Source organism: Paenarthrobacter sp. NPDC092416, assembly GCF_044755025.1.
Classification (GTDB): Bacteria; Actinomycetota; Actinomycetes; order Actinomycetales; family Micrococcaceae; genus Arthrobacter.
In genome coordinates, this window is the sequence record NZ_JBIVQG010000020.1 from 27735 (window position 1) to 50136 (window position 22402).

General features: G+C 63.3%; 23 protein-coding genes. 11 read left to right on the forward strand and 12 right to left on the reverse strand.

Translation table 11 applies throughout. The annotated features are described in order from the left end of the window. The first annotated feature begins 11 nt into the window (after positions 1–11). From ACIQC5_RS22745 to ACIQC5_RS22760, 4 genes are all read left to right on the forward strand, one after another. Complete coding sequence (locus tag ACIQC5_RS22745; protein WP_400287365.1) at positions 12–2414, forward strand: bifunctional salicylyl-CoA 5-hydroxylase/oxidoreductase; 2403 nt, start codon at positions 12–14, stop codon at positions 2412–2414. A 2-nt stretch (positions 2415–2416) separates the two neighbouring features. Beyond that, positions 2417–3775, forward strand: a complete 1359-nt coding sequence (locus ACIQC5_RS22750) for an MFS transporter (protein WP_400287366.1) — start codon at positions 2417–2419, stop codon at positions 3773–3775. Between the two features lie 10 nt (positions 3776–3785). After that, positions 3786–4277, forward strand: coding sequence for an acyl-CoA thioesterase (locus tag ACIQC5_RS22755; RefSeq protein WP_400287367.1), 492 nt, complete (start codon positions 3786–3788; stop codon positions 4275–4277). 103 nt (positions 4278–4380) lie between these two features. Next, positions 4381–5265, forward strand: a complete 885-nt coding sequence (locus ACIQC5_RS22760; RefSeq protein WP_400287368.1) for a PaaX family transcriptional regulator C-terminal domain-containing protein — start codon at positions 4381–4383, stop codon at positions 5263–5265. 20 nt (positions 5266–5285) lie between these two features. Here the strand turns inward: ACIQC5_RS22760 and ACIQC5_RS22765 are convergent, their stop codons facing one another. Then, positions 5286–6071, reverse strand: coding sequence for a VOC family protein (locus tag ACIQC5_RS22765; protein ID WP_400287369.1), 786 nt, complete (start codon positions 6069–6071; stop codon positions 5286–5288). 205 nt (positions 6072–6276) lie between these two features. Further along, positions 6277–6918, reverse strand: a complete 642-nt coding sequence (locus ACIQC5_RS22770; RefSeq protein ID WP_400287370.1) for an NADPH-dependent F420 reductase — start codon at positions 6916–6918, stop codon at positions 6277–6279. A 124-nt stretch (positions 6919–7042) separates the two neighbouring features. Here ACIQC5_RS22770 and ACIQC5_RS22775 point away from each other — a divergent pair, with 124 nt between their 5' ends. Together ACIQC5_RS22775 and ACIQC5_RS22780 are read left to right on the forward strand one after the other, a co-directional pair. Beyond that, a complete protein-coding gene (locus ACIQC5_RS22775) occupies positions 7043–7735 on the forward strand; it encodes an HAD family hydrolase (RefSeq protein ID WP_400287371.1) in 693 nt (230 codons plus the stop codon). Between the two features lie 3 nt (positions 7736–7738). Then, positions 7739–8200 (forward strand): DUF6194 family protein, encoded by a 462-nt coding sequence (locus ACIQC5_RS22780; protein ID WP_400287372.1) that lies wholly within the window; start codon positions 7739–7741, stop codon positions 8198–8200. A gap of 4 nt (positions 8201–8204) precedes the next feature. On the opposite strand, the gene ACIQC5_RS22785 is transcribed toward ACIQC5_RS22780, so the two are convergent. Then, positions 8205–8816: an NADPH-dependent FMN reductase gene (locus ACIQC5_RS22785; protein WP_400287373.1), complete on the reverse strand. Its 612-nt coding sequence runs from the start codon at positions 8814–8816 to the stop codon at positions 8205–8207. 187 nt (positions 8817–9003) lie between these two features. On the opposite strand from ACIQC5_RS22785, the gene ACIQC5_RS22790 reads away from it, so the two are divergent. From ACIQC5_RS22790 to ACIQC5_RS22810, 5 genes are all read left to right on the forward strand, one after another. Further along, a complete protein-coding gene (locus ACIQC5_RS22790) occupies positions 9004–10251 on the forward strand; it encodes a Re/Si-specific NAD(P)(+) transhydrogenase subunit alpha (RefSeq protein ID WP_400287374.1) in 1248 nt (415 codons plus the stop codon). After that, positions 10251–10610, forward strand: a complete 360-nt coding sequence (locus tag ACIQC5_RS22795; protein ID WP_400287375.1) for an NAD(P) transhydrogenase subunit alpha — start codon at positions 10251–10253, stop codon at positions 10608–10610. Before ACIQC5_RS22790 ends, ACIQC5_RS22795 begins: the two co-directional genes overlap by 1 nt. Continuing rightward, the gene (locus ACIQC5_RS22800) at positions 10607–11980 is read left to right on the forward strand and encodes an NAD(P)(+) transhydrogenase (Re/Si-specific) subunit beta (RefSeq protein WP_400287376.1); all 1374 of its coding nucleotides are present in this window, start codon (positions 10607–10609) and stop codon (positions 11978–11980) included. Before ACIQC5_RS22795 ends, ACIQC5_RS22800 begins: the two co-directional genes overlap by 4 nt. A 280-nt stretch (positions 11981–12260) precedes the next feature. Continuing rightward, complete coding sequence (locus ACIQC5_RS22805) at positions 12261–12608, forward strand: hypothetical protein (protein WP_400287377.1); 348 nt, start codon at positions 12261–12263, stop codon at positions 12606–12608. A gap of 6 nt (positions 12609–12614) precedes the next feature. Beyond that, positions 12615–13199 (forward strand): dihydrofolate reductase family protein, encoded by a 585-nt coding sequence (locus ACIQC5_RS22810; RefSeq protein WP_400287378.1) that lies wholly within the window; start codon positions 12615–12617, stop codon positions 13197–13199. Positions 13200–13411: 212 nt separating this feature from the next. Here the strand turns inward: ACIQC5_RS22810 and ACIQC5_RS22815 are convergent, their stop codons facing one another. The 9 genes from ACIQC5_RS22815 to ACIQC5_RS22855 all read right to left on the reverse strand — a co-directional run bounded on the left by ACIQC5_RS22815 (position 13412) and on the right by ACIQC5_RS22855 (position 22402). Then, positions 13412–14062, reverse strand: a complete 651-nt coding sequence (locus ACIQC5_RS22815) for a hypothetical protein (RefSeq protein WP_400287379.1) — start codon at positions 14060–14062, stop codon at positions 13412–13414. Between the two features lie 271 nt (positions 14063–14333). After that, on the reverse strand, positions 14334–15068 hold the full coding sequence (locus tag ACIQC5_RS22820; RefSeq protein ID WP_400287380.1) for an aspartate/glutamate racemase family protein: 735 nt from the start codon (positions 15066–15068) through the stop codon (positions 14334–14336). An 8-nt stretch (positions 15069–15076) separates the two neighbouring features. After that, positions 15077–16507 (reverse strand): amidohydrolase family protein, encoded by a 1431-nt coding sequence (locus ACIQC5_RS22825; RefSeq protein ID WP_400287381.1) that lies wholly within the window; start codon positions 16505–16507, stop codon positions 15077–15079. 28 nt (positions 16508–16535) lie between these two features. Continuing rightward, on the reverse strand, positions 16536–17351 hold the full coding sequence (locus ACIQC5_RS22830; protein ID WP_400287382.1) for an aspartate/glutamate racemase family protein: 816 nt from the start codon (positions 17349–17351) through the stop codon (positions 16536–16538). Further along, a complete protein-coding gene (locus ACIQC5_RS22835) occupies positions 17348–18031 on the reverse strand; it encodes a GntR family transcriptional regulator (protein ID WP_400287383.1) in 684 nt (227 codons plus the stop codon). The genes ACIQC5_RS22830 and ACIQC5_RS22835 overlap by 4 nt, the downstream gene beginning before the upstream one ends. A gap of 104 nt (positions 18032–18135) precedes the next feature. Then, positions 18136–19476 (reverse strand): MFS transporter, encoded by a 1341-nt coding sequence (locus ACIQC5_RS22840; protein ID WP_400287384.1) that lies wholly within the window; start codon positions 19474–19476, stop codon positions 18136–18138. 372 nt (positions 19477–19848) lie between these two features. Beyond that, positions 19849–20733, reverse strand: coding sequence for an amino acid-binding protein (locus ACIQC5_RS22845; RefSeq protein ID WP_400287385.1), 885 nt, complete (start codon positions 20731–20733; stop codon positions 19849–19851). A 212-nt stretch (positions 20734–20945) separates the two neighbouring features. Next, positions 20946–21398, reverse strand: a complete 453-nt coding sequence (mscL, locus tag ACIQC5_RS22850; protein ID WP_400287386.1) for a large conductance mechanosensitive channel protein MscL — start codon at positions 21396–21398, stop codon at positions 20946–20948. A gap of 125 nt (positions 21399–21523) precedes the next feature. Beyond that, on the reverse strand, positions 21524–22402 hold the full coding sequence (locus tag ACIQC5_RS22855) for a polysaccharide deacetylase (RefSeq protein WP_400287387.1): 879 nt from the start codon (positions 22400–22402) through the stop codon (positions 21524–21526).

A 22402-nucleotide genomic window follows, 5' to 3' on the forward strand; every position in this document is an offset into this window, starting at 1 on the left:
GGAGCAACACCATGAAGATCGCAATTGTTGGAGGCGGCCCCGGTGGCCTGTACTTCGCAGCCCTCATGAAGCAGCTGGACCCGACGCACGACATCACCCTCTGGGAACGTAACGCTGCCAGCGACACCTTTGGCTTCGGCGTCGTGTTTTCCGATGAGACGCTCGGCGGGATCGGCAACGCCGATCCTGTGGTGGCCGAGTACATGAGCCGCCGGTTTGCCCGCTGGTCCGACATTGACATCCACTTCGGCGACGAGATGATCACCGTCGGCGGGCAGGGTTTCGCTGCCATGAGCCGCAAGGAGCTGCTGGAGCTGTTGCAGCGCCGCTGCATCGAACTAAACGTCGACGTGCGGTTCAGCACCCTGGCCCCGGCCGTTGAGGAACTCGAAGCCAACTACGACCTTGTGCTCGCTGCTGATGGCATCAACTCGCAGATCCGGGCCAAGTACGCCGACTCGTTCAAGCCAAACCTTGATCCGCGGACCAACAAGTTCATGTGGCTCGGTACGGACCAGGTGTTCGAGGCGTTCAAGTTCTTCGTGAAGGAAACCGAGTGGGGCGTCATGCAGATCCACGGTTACCCCTACTCGGATGAAGGCTCCACGTTCATTGTGGAAATGCACCAGGACGTGTGGCACGCAGCCGGCTTCGATGAAACCGCCAACGAGGTCTTCCCTCCGGGCGTTTCGGACGAAAAGTCGATCGCCAAGATCCGCGAGATCTTTGCCGAGGAGTTGAACGGCTACGAGGTCCTGACCAACAATTCCAAGTGGATCAACTTCACCACCGTTCGCAACGAGAGCTGGCGCCACAATAATGTTGTGCTGCTGGGCGACGCCGCCCACACCGCACACTTCTCCATCGGCTCCGGCACCAAGCTCGCCATGGAAGATTCGCTCGCCTTGGCCGCTTGCCTGCACGAACACCCGGACGTTGAATCTGCGCTTGCCGCGTACGAAGCAGAGCGCCGTCCCGTGGTCGCTTCCACCCAGCGTGCCGCGCAGGCTTCGCTCGAGTGGTTCGAACGGATCGGCCAGTACAAGGACCAAGACCCCACGCAGTTCGCCTTCAACCTGCTGACCCGCAGCCGCCGCATCACGCAGGAAAATCTTCGCCTCCGCGACCCCGGGTTCGCTGATGCCGTGGACCGCAACTTCGCAGCTGCCCACGGACTGGCTGAGACCGCCCCGGCCATGTTCCAGCCGTTCAGCATCGGCGAACTGAAGCTGAAGAACCGCATCGTTGTCTCGCCCATGGACATGTACTCGGCCGTTGACGGTGTCCCCGGCGACTTCCACAAGGTGCACCTGGGCTCCAAGGCCCTTGGTGGCGCCGGTTTGGTCATGACCGAAATGGTCTGCGTTTCCGAGGCCGGCCGCATCACCCCGGGCTGCAGTGGACTGTACACGGATGACCAGAGGGACAGCTGGAAGGAAATCGTGGACTTCGTTCACAGTCGTTCCACCGCCAAGATCGGCGCCCAGCTGGGCCACTCCGGCCGGAAGGGCTCCACCAAGCTCATGTGGGAAGGCATCGACCAGCCTCTCGAATCCGGCAACTGGGCCACTGTTGGGCCGTCCGCGCTGCCTTACGGTCCAGGCAACCAGACACCGGCCGAGCTGGATCGTGCCGGAATGGATGCCGTCACGGCCGAGTTTGTCTCTGCGACCCTTCGCGCCGAGCAGGCCGGCTTCGATCTCCTCGAGATCCACGCCGCGCACGGCTACCTGCTGTCCTCCTTCCTCTCTCCGGTCTCCAACAAGCGGACCGACGAATACGGCGGCAGCTTGGAGAACCGGCTGCGGTTCCCGTTGGAAGTGTTCGACGCCGTTCGCGCGGCTTGGCCCGCCAACAAGCCTGTGACAGTGCGCATCTCGGCGACCGACTGGATCGAGGGCGGCAACACCTCCGACGATTCCGTCGGGATTGCCCGGGCGTTTGTCGCACACGGAGCCGCCGGCTTGGATGTTTCCACCGGCCAGGTGGCCAAGGAAGAGAAGCCCGCATTCGGCCGCAGCTACCAAACGCCGTTCGCGGACCGCATCCGTCAGGAAGTTGCCGCCCCGGCAGGCGTGGCAGTGATCGCCGTCGGCGCCATCTCCAGCTACGACGACGTGAACTCGATCCTCCTGGCAGGACGTGCCGACCTCATCGCCCTGGGCCGTACGCACCTGTACGACCCCCAGTGGACCCTGCATGCCGCCGCCGAACAGGAATACCACGGCCCCGGTGCCCAGTGGATTCCACAGTTCCGTGCCGGCCGCCGCAAGCCGCCGAGCTCGCGCACCGATGCCGTTCGACCCCGCCTGTCGCTGCTCAAGGAACCGGACGCCGAAGAGGCCAACACGCACCTGCGCTGGACGCCCGCATCCAATGCTGCATCGGTCGCTACGTCAGTTCTGGTGAAGTAGCCATGGCCGCCGCACCCATGACTGACTGGAAAGTGCCCACGCGAACCACAGGCCTGGTGCTGTTCTGCTGCTGGCTCGCCATCCTCGCCGAAGGCTACGACGTCGGCGTGCTCGGGGCTGTACTCCCTGCGCTTGCAGAGTACAAGGAATGGAACCTCAGCCCGCTGCAACTGGGAGGGCTCGGATCATATGCCCTGATCGGCATGCTTATCGGAGCCCTGTTCATCGGCACTCTCAGCGACCTTGTGGGCCGCAAGAAGATGCTTCTGGCTTCCATGGTGATCTTCACGCTCACCCAGGCCGGCGCAGCGTGGGCACCAACTCCGGAGCTTTTTGGACTCTTCCGGCTGATCGGCGGGCTGGGCATGGGCGGCGTGATTCCCGTGGCGGCAGCCCTGACCATTGAATACTCGGCACCGAACAAGCGGTCCTTCAACTACGGCCTCATGTACTCCGGCTATTCGCTGGGCATCGTGGCGGCCGCGCTCGCTGCACTGTTCGTGTTGCCGAGCGGCGGGTGGCGTGCGGTCATCGCCATTGGCGCGGCCCCCATCGTGCTCCTGCCCATCATCTGGAAGTTCCTCCCGGAATCCCTGGAGTACCTGGAATCCAAGGGGCGTTCCACCCAGGCCCGGTCCTTGGCGTCACGTCTTAAGATCGCGGACTACAAGCCGGTTGTCCCGGTTGCTCCTGCCGGGTCGCAGTCCGCAGAGCCGTGGTGGAAGACCATCACCACCATGTTCTCGCTGAAGTATCTTCGGTCCACCGTCTTCTTCTGGATCTCGCTGTTCTGCGGCCTGGTGCTCGTCTACGGTCTCAACACGTGGCTGCCGAGCATCATGAAGAAGGCCGGCTACGATCTCGGCTCGTCCCTGACGTTCCTGCTCGTGTTCAGCCTCGCTTCGGCAATCGGTGGCCTGATCCTGGGCCGCGCTGCTGATAAGTATGGCAAGAAGCTCATCCTGGTGGTGTTCTACGTCCTGGGCGGTTTGGGCATCATGCTGCTCGTCTTCCCGAACACCATGGTGGTGAACCTGCTCTTCGTGGCCTTCGCAGGGGTTGGCTCCATCTCCACCTCGCTGGTCCTGACGGGCTACATCGCCGACTACTACCCGGCCAAGATCCGCGGCACCGCGACGGGCTGGGCCCTGAGCTTCGCTCGACTCGGCGCCATCTCCGGACCTTTGATCGGTGGCTGGATCGCGGGTTCGAAGCTCCCGTTCGAAGCCAACTTTGCGATCTTCGCCGGCATCGCGGTCCTGGCTGCCGCAGCTGTGGCGATGATTCCGAAGCCTGTGGTCGAGGCACCTGTCCTTGCATCCAACCCGGACCCGGACGACGCTGCCGTGGCTGCGAGATAAGGAAGACAATATGGACGCGTTTCCGGAGGCGAGCGTTGAACGGACGGTCGAATGGGTGGACACCGACGCCTCCGGCCATCAACACAACTCGGCAATCCTCCGCTGGGTTGAGGCTGCAGAGGCTGAGCTTTTCCGGATTTTGGAACTGCCCGACTACTTTCCCAGCGCACCCCGCGTCCAGCAAGTGATCAACTACAAGGCCAAGCTGTGGTTCGGCCAGCGCGTCACCGCAACGGTGAAGATCCACGCGCTCGGCCGGACCTCGCTGACCATGGCGTTCGAGGTGCGGGGCCAAGCTTTGGAGACGCCCGACGGCGGTGGTCCAGGCGGGGGCGCCACGGGGGCGGATGGCGGGCTTTCGGGCGGCTCGGTCGTGGCAGCTTTCGGGACAGTCACCACCGCTCATGTCCCCTCGGGCGCCACAAGCGCGCAGCCGTGGCCGGAGCATTTCGTCCGTGCCGTCCGAACAGTCCGGGCAATCCGAACCGAGAGGGTCCCGTAGGCACCCAGGGCGAGGTCCGCCGTCGTCGTGATCTTCATGGAACGCCGCACCTATGATGAACATGACTGCCGCCTGAACTGTGGCGCGGAAATGAGGATCCTTTATGTTCGCCGTCCCGGCACCCCCGGTGCGCCACCAGCAACTCCTGGTCACGATTTTCGGTCTCTACGGCCGGAACGCGGGCGACGCACTGCCGGTTTCAGCGCTGATTTCCATGCTGGGCACGCTGGGTTATGACGCGCCGGGCGTGAGGTCTTCGGTGTCCAGGCTCAAAGCCAAAGGTGTGCTGAAGAGCGTGCGTGAAGGCGGCATTGCCAAGTACAAGATCGCGGAATCCATCAGCGACGTGTTCCGCGAAGGCGACCGTCGGATCTTCGCCCCCGAACAACCTGCGCCAGTGGACACGTGGGTGCTGGCGGTGTTTTCTGTGCCGGAATCGATGCGGAACCGCAGGCACCAGTTGCGGTCCGAACTGTCCGGGTTGGGATTCGGATCCGTTGCCTCGGGCGTGTGGATCGCGCCCGCACACAAGCTGGACCAGGCCAGGGAACGACTCACTGCCAGTGGGCTCATCGAATTCGTAGACCTGTTCCGCAGCGACTACGTCTTTGACGGCCCCATGCGGCCCAAGATCTCGGAGTGGTGGGACCTGAACGAGCTGGATCAGGACTTCACGGAGTTCCTGGAGCTCTACAAGGGCGCGGAGCAGCAATGGGCTGATCGGGTTGGCGACGATCCAGTGGCTGCTCTCGCGGCATCAACCGAAGAAGAGCGGCGCGATGCCTTCCGCTACTACATTCCGATGCTGACCATGTGGCGCCGGTTCCCGTACCGCGATCCCAACCTGCCGGCCGACTACCTTCCACCTGAGTGGCACGGCCCGGCTGTCCGGAGGACGTTCCAGGCAGTGCACCGCCTGGCCGCGCCTTTGGCCGCGGCGCACGCCCATGAGCTCATCAGTGGAGCCCTGGACCCGGCCGCAGCCTAGGGCACGCCAGACGACCGGGGCTACTGGGCCCTGGTTTGCGGTGTCGCGATGACGCCGAACACTTCGCCCTGCGGTCCTTGCACTATTGTCATGCGACCGAAGGGGCTATCCATCACTGGGACCAACAGTGTTGAACCCAGTTCTCGAGCCTTGGCGGCGGTGGCGTCAACGTTGTCGCTGGCCAACCAGGCGAGCCAGTAGTTCGGGGCACCGTCGGGGATGTCGGTGTCGTGATGGACGCCGCCGACTTCGACGCCGTCACCCGGGCGCTTGAACGTGGAATAGATAAAGCCTTCCTCGTTGATGTCCTGGTAGCTGAAGCCGAAAACGTCGGAGTAGAACGAGCGGGCCGCAGCGTAGTCGCGGGTGTGAAGTTCGTTCCAGCACAAGGACCCGTGCTCGTTGACGCGCTCGGCGCCGATGTGGGTTCCGGCCTGCCAGATACCAAAGGCGGCGCCGACGCTGTCCGCCACGACAGCCATGCGGCCGGAATCCATCACGTCAAAGGGCGGAGCAATGAGTTGGCCACCAGCTGCGGCGACCTCCTTGGCCGTGGTGTCGGCGTTGTCCGACGCCAGGTACGTGGTCCAGACCGTAGGCATTCCGGGGCCCTGCTTGGGCCCCAATCCTGCCACTGCCTTGCCACCGAGGCTGGCCAGGAGGTAGCCGCCGGCCTCTTCTCCACCGGACAGATACTCCCACCCGAAAAGCTCGGTGTAGAAAGCCTTGGCGGCGGGGAGGTCGTCAACGCTGAGGTCAACCCAGTTGGGTGTTCCTGCGGGCCATTGCTCACTGTGGACAGTCATCTTTGCTCCTTGGGTTGGGCTCATTTCGGGCATAACCCGTCTTCCCTGATGCCCTATGCGCCGAGCATCAGGGAAGACGGGCCAACCATCCAGTGCGCGCTTAACCCAATTCGTGATGCGAACCGCTCGACTTCATGCAGCACGGGATGAGCGCAGTTCGTCGTCATTCAGGAACTGGAGCGGTGCCGCCGTCGGGCGTCTCCTCTTAGACCGTACGGGTCGCCTTGGCGAGGTTCTCCTGGAGCTCGACGGCGGTCTGCCGGATGACGTAGGCGGGGCGGTCGCGCTCGACGCGCCAGCTGTCTTCAAGCGGGCCGATGTTGACGGTGTCGAAGCCGAACTGGTCGTAGAGCCTGGTGACGAGCTCGGCGGCCTCGGGGAAGTCGCTCGCCGTGGCGAGAGCGCGCCGGTTGGGTGTCCCCGCCGGGGTGCCGTCCGTAGTGATGTCCTTGGCGAAGATGTGGTTGAAGCCCTTGGCCACTTTGGACGTGGGGAGGTGCTTCTGGAGCAGCCCGGATGTGGTCTCCTCGCCGTTGTCGAGGGCGGGAATGCGGCCGTCCCGCTCCCAGTAGTAGTTGTTGGTGTCGATCACGATCTTGCCCTCAAGCGGTCCCGCGGGGATGTCCTGATAGTTCTTGAGTGGAACGGTCACGACGGCGAAATCGCCCGCCGCTGCTGCGTCGGCGGCCGTCGCGGCCCGGGCGCGCGGGCCGAGTTCAGCCACAAGTTCCGCCAAAGTTTCGGGACCCCGTGAATTGCTGATCACGACGTCGTATCCCTGTTCCACGGCCTTGCGTGCAACCTGGCTGCCAATGTGTCCTGCACCGATGATTCCGATTGTTGTCATACAGGCGGCAACAACAAGTTGCAGACGCGTATTTCCAGCGTTACGGAATATGTCTGGTGAGGTCAACGGGCGCATACGCAGTGTGGGTCTTCCTGAGGGACCGCACGGTCAGTAGTCTTACAAAATGTCCACCAAGCGCGGTGTCCTTTTCGATGTCGATGGAACGCTGATCGACTCCAGTTACCTACACACTCTTGCGTGGTGGCTGGCCTTCCGGCGGGAAGGCTTGGACGTCCAGATGTCTACCATCCACCGATGCGTGGGCATGGGCGGCGACAAGCTCATTCATCAGGTCCTCGCGGATTGCTCCGTTGAGACCCAGGAGGTCTTGAAATCAAGCCACGGTGCCGTCTTTTCCACGTTCTGGCCTGCCCTGCGGCCGTTCGACGCCGCGAAGGAACTCTTGAACGCGTGTTCCCAGGCTGGATTGGCGGTGGGCCTGGCATCGTCTGCCCAACAGCGGGACTTGGATGTTTGCCGGCGACTGCTTGACGCCGACTCCGCGATCGATGCCTGGACCAGCTCCAATGACGCCAAGGAGAGTAAACCGGCTCCGGACATTCTGCTGGCATGCATGGAGAAGCTCGGGCTGGGCCCCCGGGACATCGTCTTCGTTGGTGATGCTGTGTGGGACGTTAAGGCTGCCGCGGAAATAGGCGTGCACACCATTGCCCTGACCTGCGGCGGAATCAGCGCAGCTGAATTACGACACGCTGGCGCCGTGGAGGTCTATGAGAACCCGCGGGCGCTGCTGGAGAACCTTGAAGCCAGTGCAATTGGCCGGCTGCTAGCCGGGCGGCAGAACGCCCAGGAGTGAAGCATGAGTATGGAACACATCCTCCAAGCCGTCCGGGCCTTCGATGGCGTGCTGGAACTCGCGCCGGGCGAAGGAAGCGAGTTCCCGGAGATCGCGTGGGGAGACCACTTCTTCTACTACTCCCCGGACGGAAGTGTCCCCAAGAATATCCAGCCGTACGCGACCATCGTCACCAAGGACTATCCCGATGACGCCCTGTCCAAGCTCGACCCCGAAGGCCGGTGGCGACTGAACATCCACGTCGGCCAAGCAAAGTTCACGGATCTCACAGGTGAAAGCCCCAAGGACTTTGCCGTTCGCGACTTCAGCGAGGCCGACGTCGTTCTTCCGCACCCTGTCTACGGTGCATTGGGATGGGTGGCGATCGTGAACCCCGGCAGTCGCACCACAGGAACGGCACTGAAACTCCTGGAAGACGCCCATGCGGACCAACGCCGACGTTTCGAACGCCGGTCCAGCACATGATGTGCTACCGGGTCAGCTTGGCCGAATCGGGTTCCTGGTCACCAATGTGCCCCGGTGCGTTGGCCGCAAGGACGCGCTGGACGAACGCGCTGTATTCCGCCATGTAGTGGCGCAACAGGCCGGCGGTGGCTTCGTCTTTGACCGAACCGTCCTCGGCGTAGGCGTCTGCGTTGAACCGGATGTACGCCTCGGGCGCGTTGAGTTGTGGGGCGTCGAGGAAGCTGAGGACGCTGCGCATGGACGATTGCATGACCGCTGTGCCGATCCCGCCGGGTGAGGCGCCAATGATGCCGGTCGGTTTGCGGGCGAACGAGTTGGTGCCCCAAGGCCGTGATCCCCAGTCGATCGCGTTCTTGAGTGCGCCAGGGACTGAGCGGTTGTATTCGGGGGAGACAAAAAGGATTCCATCCGACGCCGCGATCGCGTCCTTCAAGGCCCGCCCGGCAGGCGGGAAGTCGGCGTCGTAATCCGAGCTGTACAACGGAAGATCCTTGATGGGAATTTCAGTGAATTCCAGCTCCGGTGGCGCCACGCTGATGAGCGCCTTGGAGAGGGTCCTGTTAATTGACGTACTTGAGAGGCTTCCGACGAAATAGCCGATCTTGAAAGTGTCCACAGCGGCATTCCTTTCCGACGGCACGGCCGGAACCGGCTCGTCGACGGTGTGGTGGCTGGTTGCTCCCAGCTCTCCTCGACCTTATGCGACTTGTCCACATAGCGCAGCCCCCTACTCCCGTCGTGGCCCGGTGAGCCATAGACTCGTGCCAACTGGTTTCTGGAGAGTTCCGGAAGAGGGGTGGCGGGTGAAAGCAGGCATAACGCGCGAGCGGCTCGACGGTGAGCGCCGCGTGGCCGCCACGCCGGAAACGGTCAAGCAACTGGCGGGCTTGGGACTGGAAGTGCAGATCGAGTCGGGCGCGGGACTGGCGTCAGGCCATAGCGACGACGACTACCGGCACGCAGGTGCCGTGGTGGTCCAAGAGTTGGATGTTGGCAGCCTGGACGTCTATTGCCACGTGCGTCCCCTGGAACCGTCGACGGCGGGATCCCTTCGCCGGGGCGCCGTCACCGTGGGCCTTGGGTCGCCGTCGTCGGAGTTACCTACGGTGCGGGCGCTCGCCGTCGGGGGCGTGACCTCCTTCGCCCTGGAACTGGTTCCACGCATCTCGCGCGCTCAGTCCATGGATGCCCTGACCTCCCAGGCGCTTGTTGCCGGCTACCGGTGTGTCCTGGAAGCTGCCATGCGCCTTCCGCGATTCTTTCCCCTGTATATGACGGCGGCCGGGACTATCCCGCCGGCCCGCGTCCTGGTCCTGGGGGCCGGGGTGGCCGGTTTGCAGGCCATTGGAACGGCCAAACGGCTTGGTGCCCGCGTCTCCGCCAACGACATCCGGCCTGCGTCAGCGGATGAGGTCGCGTCCATGGGCGGAACGTTCATCAAACTGGACCTGGAAACGGCTGAGGCGTCCGGCGGCTACGCCCGTGAGCTCAGCGCAGACCGTGGTGCCCTGCAGCGCGCACTGCTCGCACCCCACGTGGCGCAGGCGGACGTCCTCATCACCACTGCGGCCGTGCCGGGCAGACGGGCCCCTCTTCTGGTCAGCCGCGAGATGATCCAGGGAATGCGCCCCGGATCCGTGGTGGTGGATCTCGCGGCAGAGTCCGGCGGAAACGTCGAGGGCTGCATCCCCGGGCAGGATCTCCACATCCCCACAGCCGACGGACAGGGCTCCGTGACTCTGGTGGGAATGAAGGACCCGGCCTCGGCCATGCCGGCGGATGCCTCCCGTTTGTTCGCAAAAAACGTTGCCAACCTGATCGCACTGATAACGCAGGACGGCGTGGTCACACCGGACTTCGAGGACGAAGTTGTCGCCGGCACCTGCCTGACGCACGACGGCGAGGTGCGGCACGCGCCCACGGCGGAGGCTCTCGCTGCGCTCGCCGGCGAGACGGTTGCCGAGGGCGCACACACCGGGAGTGGCCCCGCTGCGGGTTTGCAGCCGGGCAATGCCGGGAGTTTGCGGCGTGGCAGCGAAGGAGCGAACTGATGGATGGCATGAGCCTGCTGACAATCACCGTGCTGGCGGTATTTGTTGGGTTCGAGGTCGTTTCCAAGGTTTCCAGCACCCTCCACACACCGTTGATGTCCGGGGCTAATGCGATCCACGGAATCATCTTGGTGGGAGCCGTCATCGTGGCCGGCCAAGCATCGGATCCGTGGGTGCTCGTGGTTGCCTTGCTCGCCGTGGTCCTCGCTACCGCAAACCTCGTGGGCGGCTTCGTGGTGACCGACCGCATGCTGGAGATGTTCCGCGGAAGGCAGCGGCCGCCGTCGGGAGCTGGTTCCGGAGGTAGTGCTGGTTCGTCGAGCGGCGCCGAAGCTGCCGGTAAGGAGCCCGCCAAGTGACCCTGCTGAGTCCTGTCTGGACCGCCCTCCTGTACCTTGCCGCCGCCGCGTGTTTCATCCTGGCACTCAAAGGGTTGAACTCGCCAAAGACCGCCCGACGCGGGAATCTGATTGGTGCTTTTGGGGCGATATTGGCCGTAATTACCGTGTTTGTCTCCGTGAAGCTGGACAATATTCCGTGGATTCTAGGAGCCATCGCGGTGGGTTCGGGCGTGGCTGCTCCGGTGGCACGACGGGTTCAGATGACGCAGATGCCGCAGCTGGTGGCCCTGTTCAACGGGGTGGGCGGTGGTGCGGCTGCCCTTGTCGCTTTGCTGGAGCTCTCACACACGGGTGATCCTTGGGTGCGCCTGGCAATCGTCTTCACGTTGCTGGTAGGAGCTGTGTCCTTCGCCGGTTCTGCCGTGACCTTCGCCAAACTCCAAGGGCTCATGACAACCCGGCCCGTGACCTTCCCCGGGTTGCCTTTGCTGATGGGTGCGGTGCTGCTGGCAGCCGTGGGATCGGGAATTGCGGTGATCCTGAACGGCTCGTTCGGGCTGGCGCTGGTGCTGTTGATACTGGGGCTGGTTGCCGGCATCCTGCTGGTGCTTCCGGTTGGCGGCGCTGATGTGCCGATTGTCATTTCGCTGCTGAATGCCTTCACCGGTTTGGCGGTGGCTGCTTCGGGGCTGGTGCTTGGAAATGTGCTCCTGGTTGTGGCCGGAACGTTGGTGGGGGCATCCGGTACCATCCTCACCCGCGCCATGGCCGCGGCAATGGGGCGCAGCGTGGCAGGCATCCTGTTCGGTGCCTTCAAGGGCGGCTCCACAGCGGGCTCCACAGCCGTAAGTGAGCGCCCTGTTCGTTCGTCCAGCGCGGAGGACGTTGCCGTGCTCTTGGGCTATGCGCAGCGCGTGATTATTGTTCCCGGATATGGATTGGCCGTGGCCCAGGGGCAGCACACTGCCGCCGAATTGGCCTTGGCCCTGGAGTCCAGGGGCATCGAGGTGGACTTCGCCATCCATCCTGTGGCCGGACGCATGCCCGGCCACATGAATGTGCTGCTCGCCGAAGCCAACGTGCCGTACGAGTCGCTCAAGGAAATGAGCGAGATCAATTCCGAGTTCAAGACCGCAGACGTAGCCTTGGTGGTCGGCGCCAATGACGTCGTGAATCCTGCAGCCAAGACCACGTCCGGTTCGCCGATCTATGGGATGCCTATCTTGGAAGTCGCTGACGCCCGGCAGGTGGTGTTCCTCAAGCGTTCCATGCGCCCTGGCTTTGCCGGAATTGAGAACGAACTCCTCTACGAACCGCAAACCACGCTGCTTTTTGGCGATGCGAAAGATTCGCTGACCAAAGTGCTCGGCGCCGTAAAAGGGTTGTAGCCCCGGAGCCACAAATTTCCCGGCCGAATTGCGTCGCGTACGCCGCGGTGAGAGAACACTTTTGTACAGACACAGCTTGTACGGATCTCAGGTAGACACGATTTCCCGATGCCGCCTCCGGGCCGTTGCGCGAGCCGGCCTTCGATCTCCTCAGCCGATCTGCGAGCTCCCGAGCCGCTCTGCGAGCCGGGGCTATGGTGGCACACCGCGCGCGGTCCTAGGGTGGTTTCTACGAGGTACCCCAACCATGCCAACAGCCCTTTCCAAGCGAGGTTGCGCTATGACTGTGAAACTCAACAAAAAGGCCTTTGACCACGCGAAGCATTTGATCCGCGATGGCAAGGTGGTCAAGGACACCCGCGATGACTGGAGCGAGCACGCGCCATCAACCAAACAGGAAAATGCGTTCCTGGATAAACACGGTCACACCGAGTATTCCAAGTGGTACCTCGGTGTGGACGACGAGCATCCGGATGACCAAAAGGGCCACTACAAATTCCCGATTGGCGATTTCAAGAAGATCCATCGATGCGGGGTCATCTCGGCGGAGAGCCGCGCGGGCCAATATGATCACGATGATATCCGCGACGCCCTTGGCCAGCTGCTCGAACGCATCGACGAGGATTGAGGCGCGATGGCCAAGCTGATCTACGGGGCGATCATGTCCCTGGACGGCTATGTTGCAGACGTCGACGGCAACTTCGACTGGGGCACACCGGACGAGGAAGTGCACCGATTCATCAACAACCGTGAGCGATCCGTGCAGCACTACCTGTACGGCCGGCGCCTCTACGACGTGATGAGCGCCTGGGAATCCATGGACACAAGTTCCGCGCCCGCGTACTTCGACGACTTCGCGCGGTTGTGGCGTGCGGCTGAGAAAGTGGTCTTCTCCAGAAGCCTGACCTCTCCGTCCACAGGCAATACCCGGATGGAACGGGAGTTCCGGGCAGACGATGTCCGCGAGCTCAAGGCCTCAGCTACCAGCGACATCCTCATCGGCGGACCGGAGATCGCCGCGGAGGCATTCCGGGCAGGCCTCATCGACGAATGCGAACTCTATATCGTTCCGGTGCTGATCGGTGGTGGGAAGAAGGGGCTTCCCGACGGCATGGAAGTCCGGCTTGAGCTGATCCAGGAACGCGCGTTCGGAAACGGCGCAGTGTTCTTGCGGTATCGGGTTGTTCCTGCGGTATCGGGTTCGGGCCGATCCCTGTAACAGCTGAGATCACACAAAAACATTGGTGGCCGCGCTCCCTCCCAGTTAGTGGAGCCCGGGACCCTCAAAGCCCGGCGTTTCGGGCAGACACGCCGGGGCAAGGGTGGAGTAACTGGGAAGGAGCGCGGGGCCAACAACCCCCAGCACCGACCTAAGCCCCAGCACCGACCTAGGCCCCGGCAGCCAACAACCCTGAGCTCAGGCCACGTGTTCTAGCTTTCCTTTGTTGCCACGAACATCTGGCGCAACGTGAAGAAGCAGCCCAAGGCTCCGAACAGCAGCGCCAGCAGGAAGTCACCCATGTAACCGGAGACGAATTCCGGGTTGTAGGCCAAGTTGTCGCCCAAGAGCAGCCACGGCTCGGAGTTCAACACCATGGCCAGGGGCTCGCGGCCCAGGAAGCTCACGGCGTCAAGCCACAGTCCGCCAACAAACGATGCCAGGGCGGTGACTACCGTGACCGCGGCTACTACCCACACACCCTTCCGGCTCAGTGTGCCCGCTCCGACGACGTAGAACTTGGCGGCCATGAACGCAGCCGCGAATGTCACCAGGGAAGACATCCATCCAAGGCTCCAGATGATCATCCAGATGATGACACCAATCGGCAGGGCCGCCAGTGCAAAGAGGGTTCCGCGTCCAACGTCCTCGCGGGGGACAGCACTGGCGACGGAGTTACCCTGCCCGAACTGATTGCCCTGCCCGAACTGATCGCCTTGCTGGGACGGTGCGGCTTCGGGGTGCCACGCCGGGATCTCAGGGCCGGCCCCCGAAGGAACGCGGACACCAAATTGCGGTTCCGGACTGGGCTGTGAACCGGACCCGTTGTTTTCCGGCGCGTTGAATTGTGTGTTGTCAGACATGGGTCCCCCACGGTGAGAAATGGTGCGATGCGAAAGTGATGGACAAATCGTCGCACGGCGTCTGCATCCGGACTATGTTCACGAACATCTGCACGCTATTGTGTCGCGCTCCCTCCCAGTTAGTGGAGCCCGGGACCTTCAAAACCCGGCGTTTCGGGCAGACACGCCGGGGCAAGGGTGGAGTAACTGGGAAGGAGCGCGGGGCGGGCTGTAACCCCCAGCAGCCAACAACCCCCAGCACCGACCTAAGCCCCGGTACCGGCAGCCGATCCTACGCTGGGTCGGCCAACAACCTGCCCCACTTCGGGTCCAGCAGCGGAGCGCCGGCCAGCTTCAGGGCATGCCACAAGGTCACCGCCACGGAATCGAGAACGGGTACTCCGGTGCGGCCTTCCACCTCCGCCGTGATGTTGGCGCCGTACAGGTTGGTGCAGAGGTAGACCAAGGCATCCGGGTGCAAGGCAGCCAACTCAAGGGACCCGGGAAGCATCTCCGAATCGGTCACCCGGGCGAAGGATTCGTTGTCGCTGAGGTCCAGGTGCCGGTGGTCCAGGGTCTTGATTCCTTCACGGGCGTAGGACGAGATCACGGACTCGTTCACGTCCGCGGTATACGGAGTGAACAGCCCGATCCGCTCGGTCCCAAACGAAGCAAACGCGTCAAGGTAGGCGAGCGTGGACGTGGTGGCCGGGATGCCGGTGGCCTCGGTGATCTCGCGAACCATGGCGTGATCGTGGGCAGCTCCCAGCCAGGATCCGGAGGTGCCGTTCCAGGCGATCACGTCCACGTTCGCGGTCGCCAGCAGTTCGGCAGCGGCACGCATCACGGAGGAATCGAACTGCTTGTCCGAGGAATCGTCCAAGGCAATCCGGGTTACCGGAATGCGGGTTGAGTGGATGGTGACGTCGCGGCGGTCACCGAGGATGCGGTACGTCTGCGGTTCGAGGCAGGTGTTGGAGGACGGCACGATCATGCCGATGCGGGTGGGGCGGTTGGCAGAAGGCATGGTGGCTCCTAGGCGGGGAGGGGAAGGGAAACGGGAACAGAGAGCGCGTCGCGGTGTTCATTGAACCCATTCCGGGCTACGAAACGGCCGACTGCGCCGGGATCGTGGAAACCGTCCTCGTCCAGGACCACTCGCCCGGCAGAGACCACGACGGCGGGCCAGCCGTTCAGCGTCTTCCCTTCGAAAGGCGAGAAATCAGTCCCTTGGTGCAGCGCACCGCCGTCGACCGTTTGCTGGGTGGCGGGATCGAAGATCACGAGGTCAGCGTCGAAGCCTTCCACGATGGCGCCCTTCCGCGGCACGGCGTTGATCCGTGCGGGGCCGGCAGAGAAGACCTCGACGAAATCCTCAACGGATCCGCCGGACTCGGAGACCAGCGCCGTGAAGGTGACCGGCATACGGGTTTCGACGCCGGGCAGGCCGTGCGGCATGTAGCGGACATCGTCAGTTCGTTCCCGCTTTTGCGAGAGGTCGTAGCAGGAGTGGTCAGAGGAAACCGTGTGGATAGCTCCGGCGGAAAGCCGATCTTTGAGGGCGGCGACAGTTTCCGCGCTGCGCATCGGCGGGCAGCAGGCATACCATTCGGGGAACGCGGAACCGTAGACGGTGTCGTCCAAGGTCAAGTAATGAGGGCAGGTCTCGGAGTAGGCTTCCTGGCCGCGCTCGCGGGCTTCGGTCACCAGATCCACGGCCCCGGGAGTCGATTGGTGCACAAAGTAGACGGGCGCCCCGGTGTATTCGGCCAAAGCGAGAGTCTCCTTGACGGAGACTTCCTCGGCCAGTTCCGGGCGTGTGCGGTGCAGGTGTTCGATACTGATCCGGCCATCCGCGGCGTGCTGCTCGGTGCAGTCGGTGATGATGGCGTCGTGCTCAGCGTGGATGTACGTGAGCCCGTCCAAGCGCACCATTTCCCGCATGACCTTCAGGACGGTATCGCCGTCGGCCATGGTGGAGCCGCGGTTGGTGGTGTACATCTTCACGGACCGCACACCTTCGGCGGCGAGCTGTTCGAGCTGCCACGGCACGGTTTCGTCCCAGCTGACCACAGAGCCGTGCAGGGCAACATCGCAGCGCGACTCGGCGGCGAGGCGCTTCTTGTTCAGCACGGCATCCAGCGGTGTTTCCTGGGCATCGCGGGGGATGCCGAAGTCGATGATGGTGGTGGTGCCACCCCAGAGTGCTGCCGTGGAGGTGGTCCGGTAATCGTCAAGTGTGCGGAATCGGCCGGTCACCTGGGCAACATGGCAGTGGCCATCGATGCCGCCCGGAATGACCAGCAGGCCGTGGGCTTCAATGGTGCGGGCAGCGGTGGGAATGGGCTCGGCGGCATCGACGAGTTGGACGATTCGGCCGCCGTCCACCACCACGTGGGCCGCCTGCCGGCCAAAACTGTTGACCACAGTGCCGTTGGCGATGACTAGATCGGGAATGTGGGACATCGTTGTCCTCCTGGTTCGTGGGAAGCGTTTAGAGAGCGGGGGACGAGGAAAGGTGCGCCGACTGGGCGACGGTCAGGGCAGCGTCGAGATGTGCGGAGAGACCCTGACGGCGTTTGACCGGTGGGGCGGCCAACGAGCCGCCGCGATGTGCGCCGGACTTCAACGCGACCACGGCCTCCGTCATGCGGATGCCGGCCGAGATGCCGTCCACCACGGGCACGGGAATCTGACCCTCGAGCTCGCGGGCAAGTCCTGCGAGCGGCGCACCTGCAAGGATCACGACGTCGGCACCGTCCTCTGCGACCGCCTGCCGGCTAAGTGCCAAGAGCGTTTCCTTGAAGTCGGCCTGCACGGATCCGATCGAATTGAGGCTCTGGTTGATGGATCGGATGGAGGCGAGACGGCCGCCAAAACCGAAGCGCTCCACGCAGTCGAGGTACCAGGCCTGGATGCGGTCCGAGATGGCGATGATGGAGAAACGCTGGCCCTGGAGTGCTGCCGCGCAGAGTGCGGCTTCGGTGATCCCGATGACCGGTACGTCCACCAGTTCCTTCAGGGCAGGCATGCCGGGATCCCCAAAGGCAGCCACAACGACGCCGTCCACAGCAGCACCGCCGCGTTCACGCCCAAGGCTGGCTCCGCCGTCGTGCGCGTATTCGGCGATCAGCTCCGCAACAGCGCCAGCGGCGATCAGCGACTCGAAGCGGGTTTCGATGTACTCGACGCCGTGCCCGGCGGTCCGCACGATTAATTCGGTATCCGGTCCTGCCGAACGCAGAGCCTCGGCCTCGATCAATGCGGTGACATCGTCACTGATGTTGGGGTTGATGACCAGGAGTTTCATGGTTTCTTCCGTTGAATAGTGGGCTCGGTGGCGCTGGAATCCTGCGGGAACTGCTCGCGGTACTTGCCGATGTGCGACGCCGATTGGGCGGCAGCGCGGTCGGCGTCGCCGCTGGCGATCGCGGCATACAGGTCGCGGTGTTCCTGGATGAGTTCCGGAAGGTCGCTGACGTGGCGGAACAGCCAGTGCATGCGTCCCTGCAGGGGTTCGAGCGCAGAGCGGAGAAAGTCGTTGTTGGCGATGCTAGTGATGGCATCGTGGAATTCACTGTTGGCACGGTGGGCTTCCAGGATGGAGCCCTTTGCCATGCAGCGATCGGCCTCATCCAACAGGCCGGCAAGGTGTTCGCGGTCTTCGGCGGTAGCGCGTTTGGCTGCCAGCCGGCAGGCGAGGACTTCGAGTGATTGGCGGACGTCGAAGAGATCTTCCACGTCCTTGGGGCTCAGTCCGCTGACTTCGGAGCCGCGGCCGGCGCGGTCCCTGATCAGGCCTTCCTGCCGCAGCATCCGGAGGGCTTCGCGGATGGGCAGGCGGGAGACGTTGAATTCGGCGGCGAGATCGCGTTCCACCAGCCGGGCGCCGGGCGCATAGTGCCCCTCGAAGATCCTGGAACGGAGCGTGTCACGCACTGACTCCCGGAGGGGGCGGTCAGTGTTCTTCGTGTCTTCTGCGGCTAGCATTTCCAGCTCCATTTCGTGATGTGTGAGGCAGTGCGCCCGGCGACCCGGCGGGCGTCCGGCCATTCGGCGGTTCAGGACCGTCCGGCCGGCCCGGTCAGTGCGAGTTAGACCGGGAGTCGCTTGTTGTAATCCAGGGCCAGCACCGAGATGCCCATGACCACCGCGGATCCAACAAAGTACAGCAGCGCCCAGGTGTAGGAGCCGGTGGCCCCGACAATCAGGCCTACCACAATCGGGGTGATGAACCCGGCAATATTGCCGCTGAAGTTCATGGCTCCACCGAGCACACCGGCATTGGTGCGGCCGCCCAGGATGGACGGGATGGACCAGAACAGGCCAACCCAGCGCAGGAAGAACAGGACTACCGAGAGAAGCACGACGGCGGTGATCGGGTCTGCGACCACGGTTACACCTACGAGCCCGCCCACCACTACGACGCTGGAGATGCCCAGCAGGGTACGCATGACGCGGTTGGCGGATGCGCCGGATGCGCGCCACTTGTCGGCGATGATTCCGCCGAGGATTTCACCGACGAAGCCGGCGCCGAAGATCACGAACGTGGACCAGCCGATGGTCTTCAGGTCGAAGCCCTTGGCTTGGGCCAGGTACAAAGGGCCCCAGGTCAGCAGACCGTAGAAGACGCCGTTGAAGCCAAGCCAGCCGAAGCACATGGCCCAGAAGGAACGGAACTTCAGGTACGGGAGAAGGGCTCGCTTGCCTTGGGCGCCTTCCTTGGCCGCCTCGGCGTCGTCCTCGGCGTGAGAGGCTTCGATGTACTCAGCTTCGGCATCGTTGACGCCCTTGTGCTGGCGGGGGTTGTCGCGGATGTACCACCAGACGGCCAGGCCCATGAGGACCGTGGCGCCACCGGCGATGATGAACGACATGCGCCAGCTGCCCGTGGAGGCGATCAGCCAGGTGATGAGGATGCCGCCCAGGCCAGCGCCCAGGGGAGCTCCGGCGTCGAGGATGGTGGCGCCGCGTCCACGTTCCTTCTTGTGCATCCAGATGGCATTGAGCTTGCCACCGGCAGGCATGACGCCGGCCTCAGTGACACCGATGCCAAGGCGTGCAATGAACATGCTCAGGAAGCCACCTGCGAAGCCGGAAGCAGCAGTTGCTGCGCCCCAGCCAATGCAGGAAGCAGTGACCATCTTGCGGGGGCCGAACTTGTCGATCAGCCAGCCGACGGGGATTTGCATGAGTGCGTAGGTCCAGAAGAATGCCGACAACAGGAGCCCTACGAGCTCGGGCGGCATGTTGAATTCCTTCTGGATGATGGGCAGGGCCACGGAGATGGACCCGCGGTCGATGTAATTGACGGCGACCAGGACCAGGAGCAGGATGAACAGTTTCCAGCGGACGTTCGTGCGTCGCTGCACGCCGTTCTTGCCGGATGTTGGTTCGTTTTCCTGGATTTCCAGTTCGGTGTTTTGGAGAGACACAGCTTCTCCTTCATTAGGAGTCAACGGGATGGGAATGTCTACGTGATGTTTTGGGGGGATGAGCCGGGCGGGGATACCGCTGCAGCCGGACCCGTGCCGGCGGCAACTGTTGCGGTCCCTGCCCTTTCGGTGGGGAGGGGCCGCAGCCGGTGATGGAGTCCTTTGGGATCCCGTTTTGGGATCCCAAAATCTAAGGTAGATGTGACGCGCCGCACTGTCAAGGGTTTTGGTATACAAAGCTTATGGGCGAAATGTGACCGAGGGGATGTCCGCGTGCGTTCCCTCCCGGTTACTTCCCTGTGGACGCGCGAAAACCCGGCGTTTCCTGGGAAATGCCGGGTTTTCGGGATACTAAGTGGGAAGGAGCGCCGGCTAGTGCTGGTATGCCGAACTTGGGGGTGCATCAGGACTGTATGCCAAAATCTCCGCGAGCTCAGCAAGACGGTGTGCGCGGGCAGACTCGGCTGGGGTGAACGGCTCGCCTGGGCGGGAGAAGACCAGCGGTCCATGCCATGCGGTAGGAATCTTCAGGATGTCCGTTGAACGTCCGACGCCGGCACTCGCCTCGGGTGCCGGGTTCTCGGGATCGTTGGGGACCACCTTGGCGGAAAGCAGCTCGGCAACCGCGTGCGGAAGCTCATTCGGGTTCCCGGCAATGCGGGTGGCCAGGCTCAGCGCCTTGGTTTGACCATCAGCCATGGCAAGCGCTGTGGTGGGCCAAACGTGGGACTCACGTCCGCCGCCGTCGTCGAGTGCCTTCAGTAGTTCATGTTCGGTGACTTCGCCAGGAGCCGAGAGGACGAACTCGTCCATCACCGTGCCCTTCAGCCCGGCGCCATCCATGGGATGTATGTGGATGCTGAGGATGTTCGTGTCCAGGTGTGCCAGCGACTGGGTGATCTTCTGCAACGAGCCGGGCTGGTCCCGCAGCAGCGTCCTGGCCCGCCACAACGCAGGTGCGGCATGCAGCTTGTTCCGCTGACGAAGTGCCGGTGCGTGTAGCCAACGCCTGAGGACCTTGGCAGCCGATGGCTCCGCGACCCAGATGACCAGCACGGTGGCCGTGACTGTGAGCAGCAGGACTTTGGCCAGGTAGGGGAGATGGGTTTCCACCACAGCGGCGTGTACCAGTAACTCGATGGGCAGCATGACCGCGATGTTGGCCAGCGTGAGCCGGGCCTTGGGAGGTTCCGGCAGTTGACCGCAGACATCGCACAGGAGGTCCGCGGTGACGGGAGTGCTCGGATTGGGCTTCATGCTCTCATGCTGCCCTGCGCCTGTTTCGGGAGGGTTGCCTGCGCGTCACGTTCTGTGGACACGGTGGTGGGTGCTGCGTTCCTGCCCACTTAGTGCCCGTGTGCCCACCGCCGGCAACGCAAAAACCCGGCGTTCTCGCGGGGAGAACGCCGGGCTATGCAAAGCAACCGGGAAGGAACGCTCGGGGCAGAGGCGTTCCTGCGGAGTCCGGACTAGCGGACGCTGTCCGGGTCGAGATCGGAATCGCGGTCCGTGCCACGGTGGGCCGCTGCTTCCTTCAGGAGATCCCGGATTTCCGCCAGCAGCGCGGTGTCCGCAGGCAGCGGCTCTTCCTCGGGTTCCTCGGTGGAGAGGCGGTCCTTAACCATGGAGTTGATCTTGTTCATGGGCGCCACGAAGATGAAGTAGACCACTGCCGCGGTGATCACGAAGGTCACCAGGGCAGTCAGCACCGCGCCGAAATCGACGAACGTGGCCGGATTGTTCTCCCAGATCTTGAAGCCAAGCCCTTCGGCATTCATGCCGCCGGCCGCAGCAATCACGGGGTTGATGATGTGGTTGGTGAAGGCTGCTACGAGAGCGGTGAAGGCACTGCCGATAACGACGGCAATGGCCAGTTCAATCACGTTGCCGCGAAGTATGAAGTCCTTGAAACCCTTAAGCATGGAATGTCCTCCGACTGGGTACGGGTGTGTGGCTTAGGCAGAGAACAAACTACCACTTGCAGGTTTCACGTGGGGGCACTGGGGCGTGGGACGGAGCGTCGCTCTGTTGGGGAGGATAAACAGGGTTAGTAGTCCGGATACAGCTCCGCAGACGCTGTGGTGGGGCTCAGGGGTTCGGCAACCAAAGCGGGGTCACCGAGTGCCGCTTCGGCGAGTGCTTCGCAGGTGGTGAAGCGGACGTCGCCGCGTTCCATGGCCGTTTCGATGACCGTTCGCAGCGCCTCCAGCCGTCCTGCCCGTCCAGTGAGGAACGGGTGGCACGTGAGCATGAAAAGGGCGCCGTGTCGTCGCATGGCGTCGATCTCGTGAATCCACATATCGGCTACGAGCAGTGGCGATTGGATGATTTCACCGATCTTGGGTTCGGGAAGGAAGGCATATTGTTCCCAATCGTCCAGGCTCCAGTGCGGGGGGAGCTCCGCGACTATCCCGGCAGGGGTCTCAATGAGATACGGGATGTCCGAGTCCATCAGGCTGGAATCGTATGTCAGCCCGTATTCGGCCACCAGCGATGGAGTCTGCCATGAAGGCTCCCACATCGCGGCTCGATGCCCCTTGGGAGAGATGCCAAAGCGTCCGAGCGCGGAAAGTGCCTGATCGAAGTCCCTGCGTTCGTCATCGAAACCCATGCTCACGGCAGTGCGGTGGGTGTGTGAGTGGTGCGCGATCTCGTGACCCGCTTCCAGCACCTGTTCAACCATGTGGGGGTATCGTTCTGCGGTGACGCCGGGAATGAAGAATGTGGCTGGCTGCTGCACCTCCTTCAGCATCTGGAGAATCCGGGGAACTCCCACCTTCGGTCCAAACGCCTGGTGAGTCATCGCCATCGCGTTGTCCGCATGCCGGCGGCCGGCAGCCAGGATGGGCGACTCTGCATCGACGTCGAAGGTCAACGCGGCAACGCACGCAGCCCCCTGTCTCCAGCCGCTGGTGTCGAAGGCCAT

What these genes read in the sequence shown, in the direction of transcription:
- ACIQC5_RS22845 (WP_400287385.1), bottom strand. Translation starts at nt 20,733, where the DNA reads ATGAAGCCCAATCCGAGCACTCCCGTCACCGCGGACCTCCTGTGCGAT.
- ACIQC5_RS22820 (WP_400287380.1), bottom strand. Translation starts at nt 15,068, where the DNA reads ATGCCTTCTGCCAACCGCCCCACCCGCATCGGCATGATCGTGCCGTCC.
- ACIQC5_RS22755 (WP_400287367.1), top strand. Translation starts at nt 3,786, where the DNA reads ATGGACGCGTTTCCGGAGGCGAGCGTTGAACGGACGGTCGAATGGGTG.
- ACIQC5_RS22765 (WP_400287369.1), bottom strand. Translation starts at nt 6,071, where the DNA reads ATGACTGTCCACAGTGAGCAATGGCCCGCAGGAACACCCAACTGGGTT.
- ACIQC5_RS22825 (WP_400287381.1), bottom strand. Translation starts at nt 16,507, where the DNA reads ATGTCCCACATTCCCGATCTAGTCATCGCCAACGGCACTGTGGTCAAC.
- ACIQC5_RS22805 (WP_400287377.1), top strand. Translation starts at nt 12,261, where the DNA reads ATGACTGTGAAACTCAACAAAAAGGCCTTTGACCACGCGAAGCATTTG.
- ACIQC5_RS22780 (WP_400287372.1), top strand. Translation starts at nt 7,739, where the DNA reads ATGAGTATGGAACACATCCTCCAAGCCGTCCGGGCCTTCGATGGCGTG.
- ACIQC5_RS22815 (WP_400287379.1), bottom strand. Translation starts at nt 14,062, where the DNA reads ATGTCTGACAACACACAATTCAACGCGCCGGAAAACAACGGGTCCGGT.
- ACIQC5_RS22750 (WP_400287366.1), top strand. Translation starts at nt 2,417, where the DNA reads ATGGCCGCCGCACCCATGACTGACTGGAAAGTGCCCACGCGAACCACA.
- ACIQC5_RS22835 (WP_400287383.1), bottom strand. Translation starts at nt 18,031, where the DNA reads ATGCTAGCCGCAGAAGACACGAAGAACACTGACCGCCCCCTCCGGGAG.
- ACIQC5_RS22810 (WP_400287378.1), top strand. Translation starts at nt 12,615, where the DNA reads ATGGCCAAGCTGATCTACGGGGCGATCATGTCCCTGGACGGCTATGTT.
- ACIQC5_RS22775 (WP_400287371.1), top strand. Translation starts at nt 7,043, where the DNA reads ATGTCCACCAAGCGCGGTGTCCTTTTCGATGTCGATGGAACGCTGATC.
- mscL (WP_400287386.1), bottom strand. Translation starts at nt 21,398, where the DNA reads ATGCTTAAGGGTTTCAAGGACTTCATACTTCGCGGCAACGTGATTGAA.
- ACIQC5_RS22760 (WP_400287368.1), top strand. Translation starts at nt 4,381, where the DNA reads ATGTTCGCCGTCCCGGCACCCCCGGTGCGCCACCAGCAACTCCTGGTC.
- ACIQC5_RS22745 (WP_400287365.1), top strand. Translation starts at nt 12, where the DNA reads ATGAAGATCGCAATTGTTGGAGGCGGCCCCGGTGGCCTGTACTTCGCA.
- ACIQC5_RS22795 (WP_400287375.1), top strand. Translation starts at nt 10,251, where the DNA reads ATGGATGGCATGAGCCTGCTGACAATCACCGTGCTGGCGGTATTTGTT.
- ACIQC5_RS22855 (WP_400287387.1), bottom strand. Translation starts at nt 22,402, where the DNA reads ATGGCCTTCGACACCAGCGGCTGGAGACAGGGGGCTGCGTGCGTTGCC.
- ACIQC5_RS22830 (WP_400287382.1), bottom strand. Translation starts at nt 17,351, where the DNA reads ATGAAACTCCTGGTCATCAACCCCAACATCAGTGACGATGTCACCGCA.
- ACIQC5_RS22770 (WP_400287370.1), bottom strand. Translation starts at nt 6,918, where the DNA reads ATGACAACAATCGGAATCATCGGTGCAGGACACATTGGCAGCCAGGTT.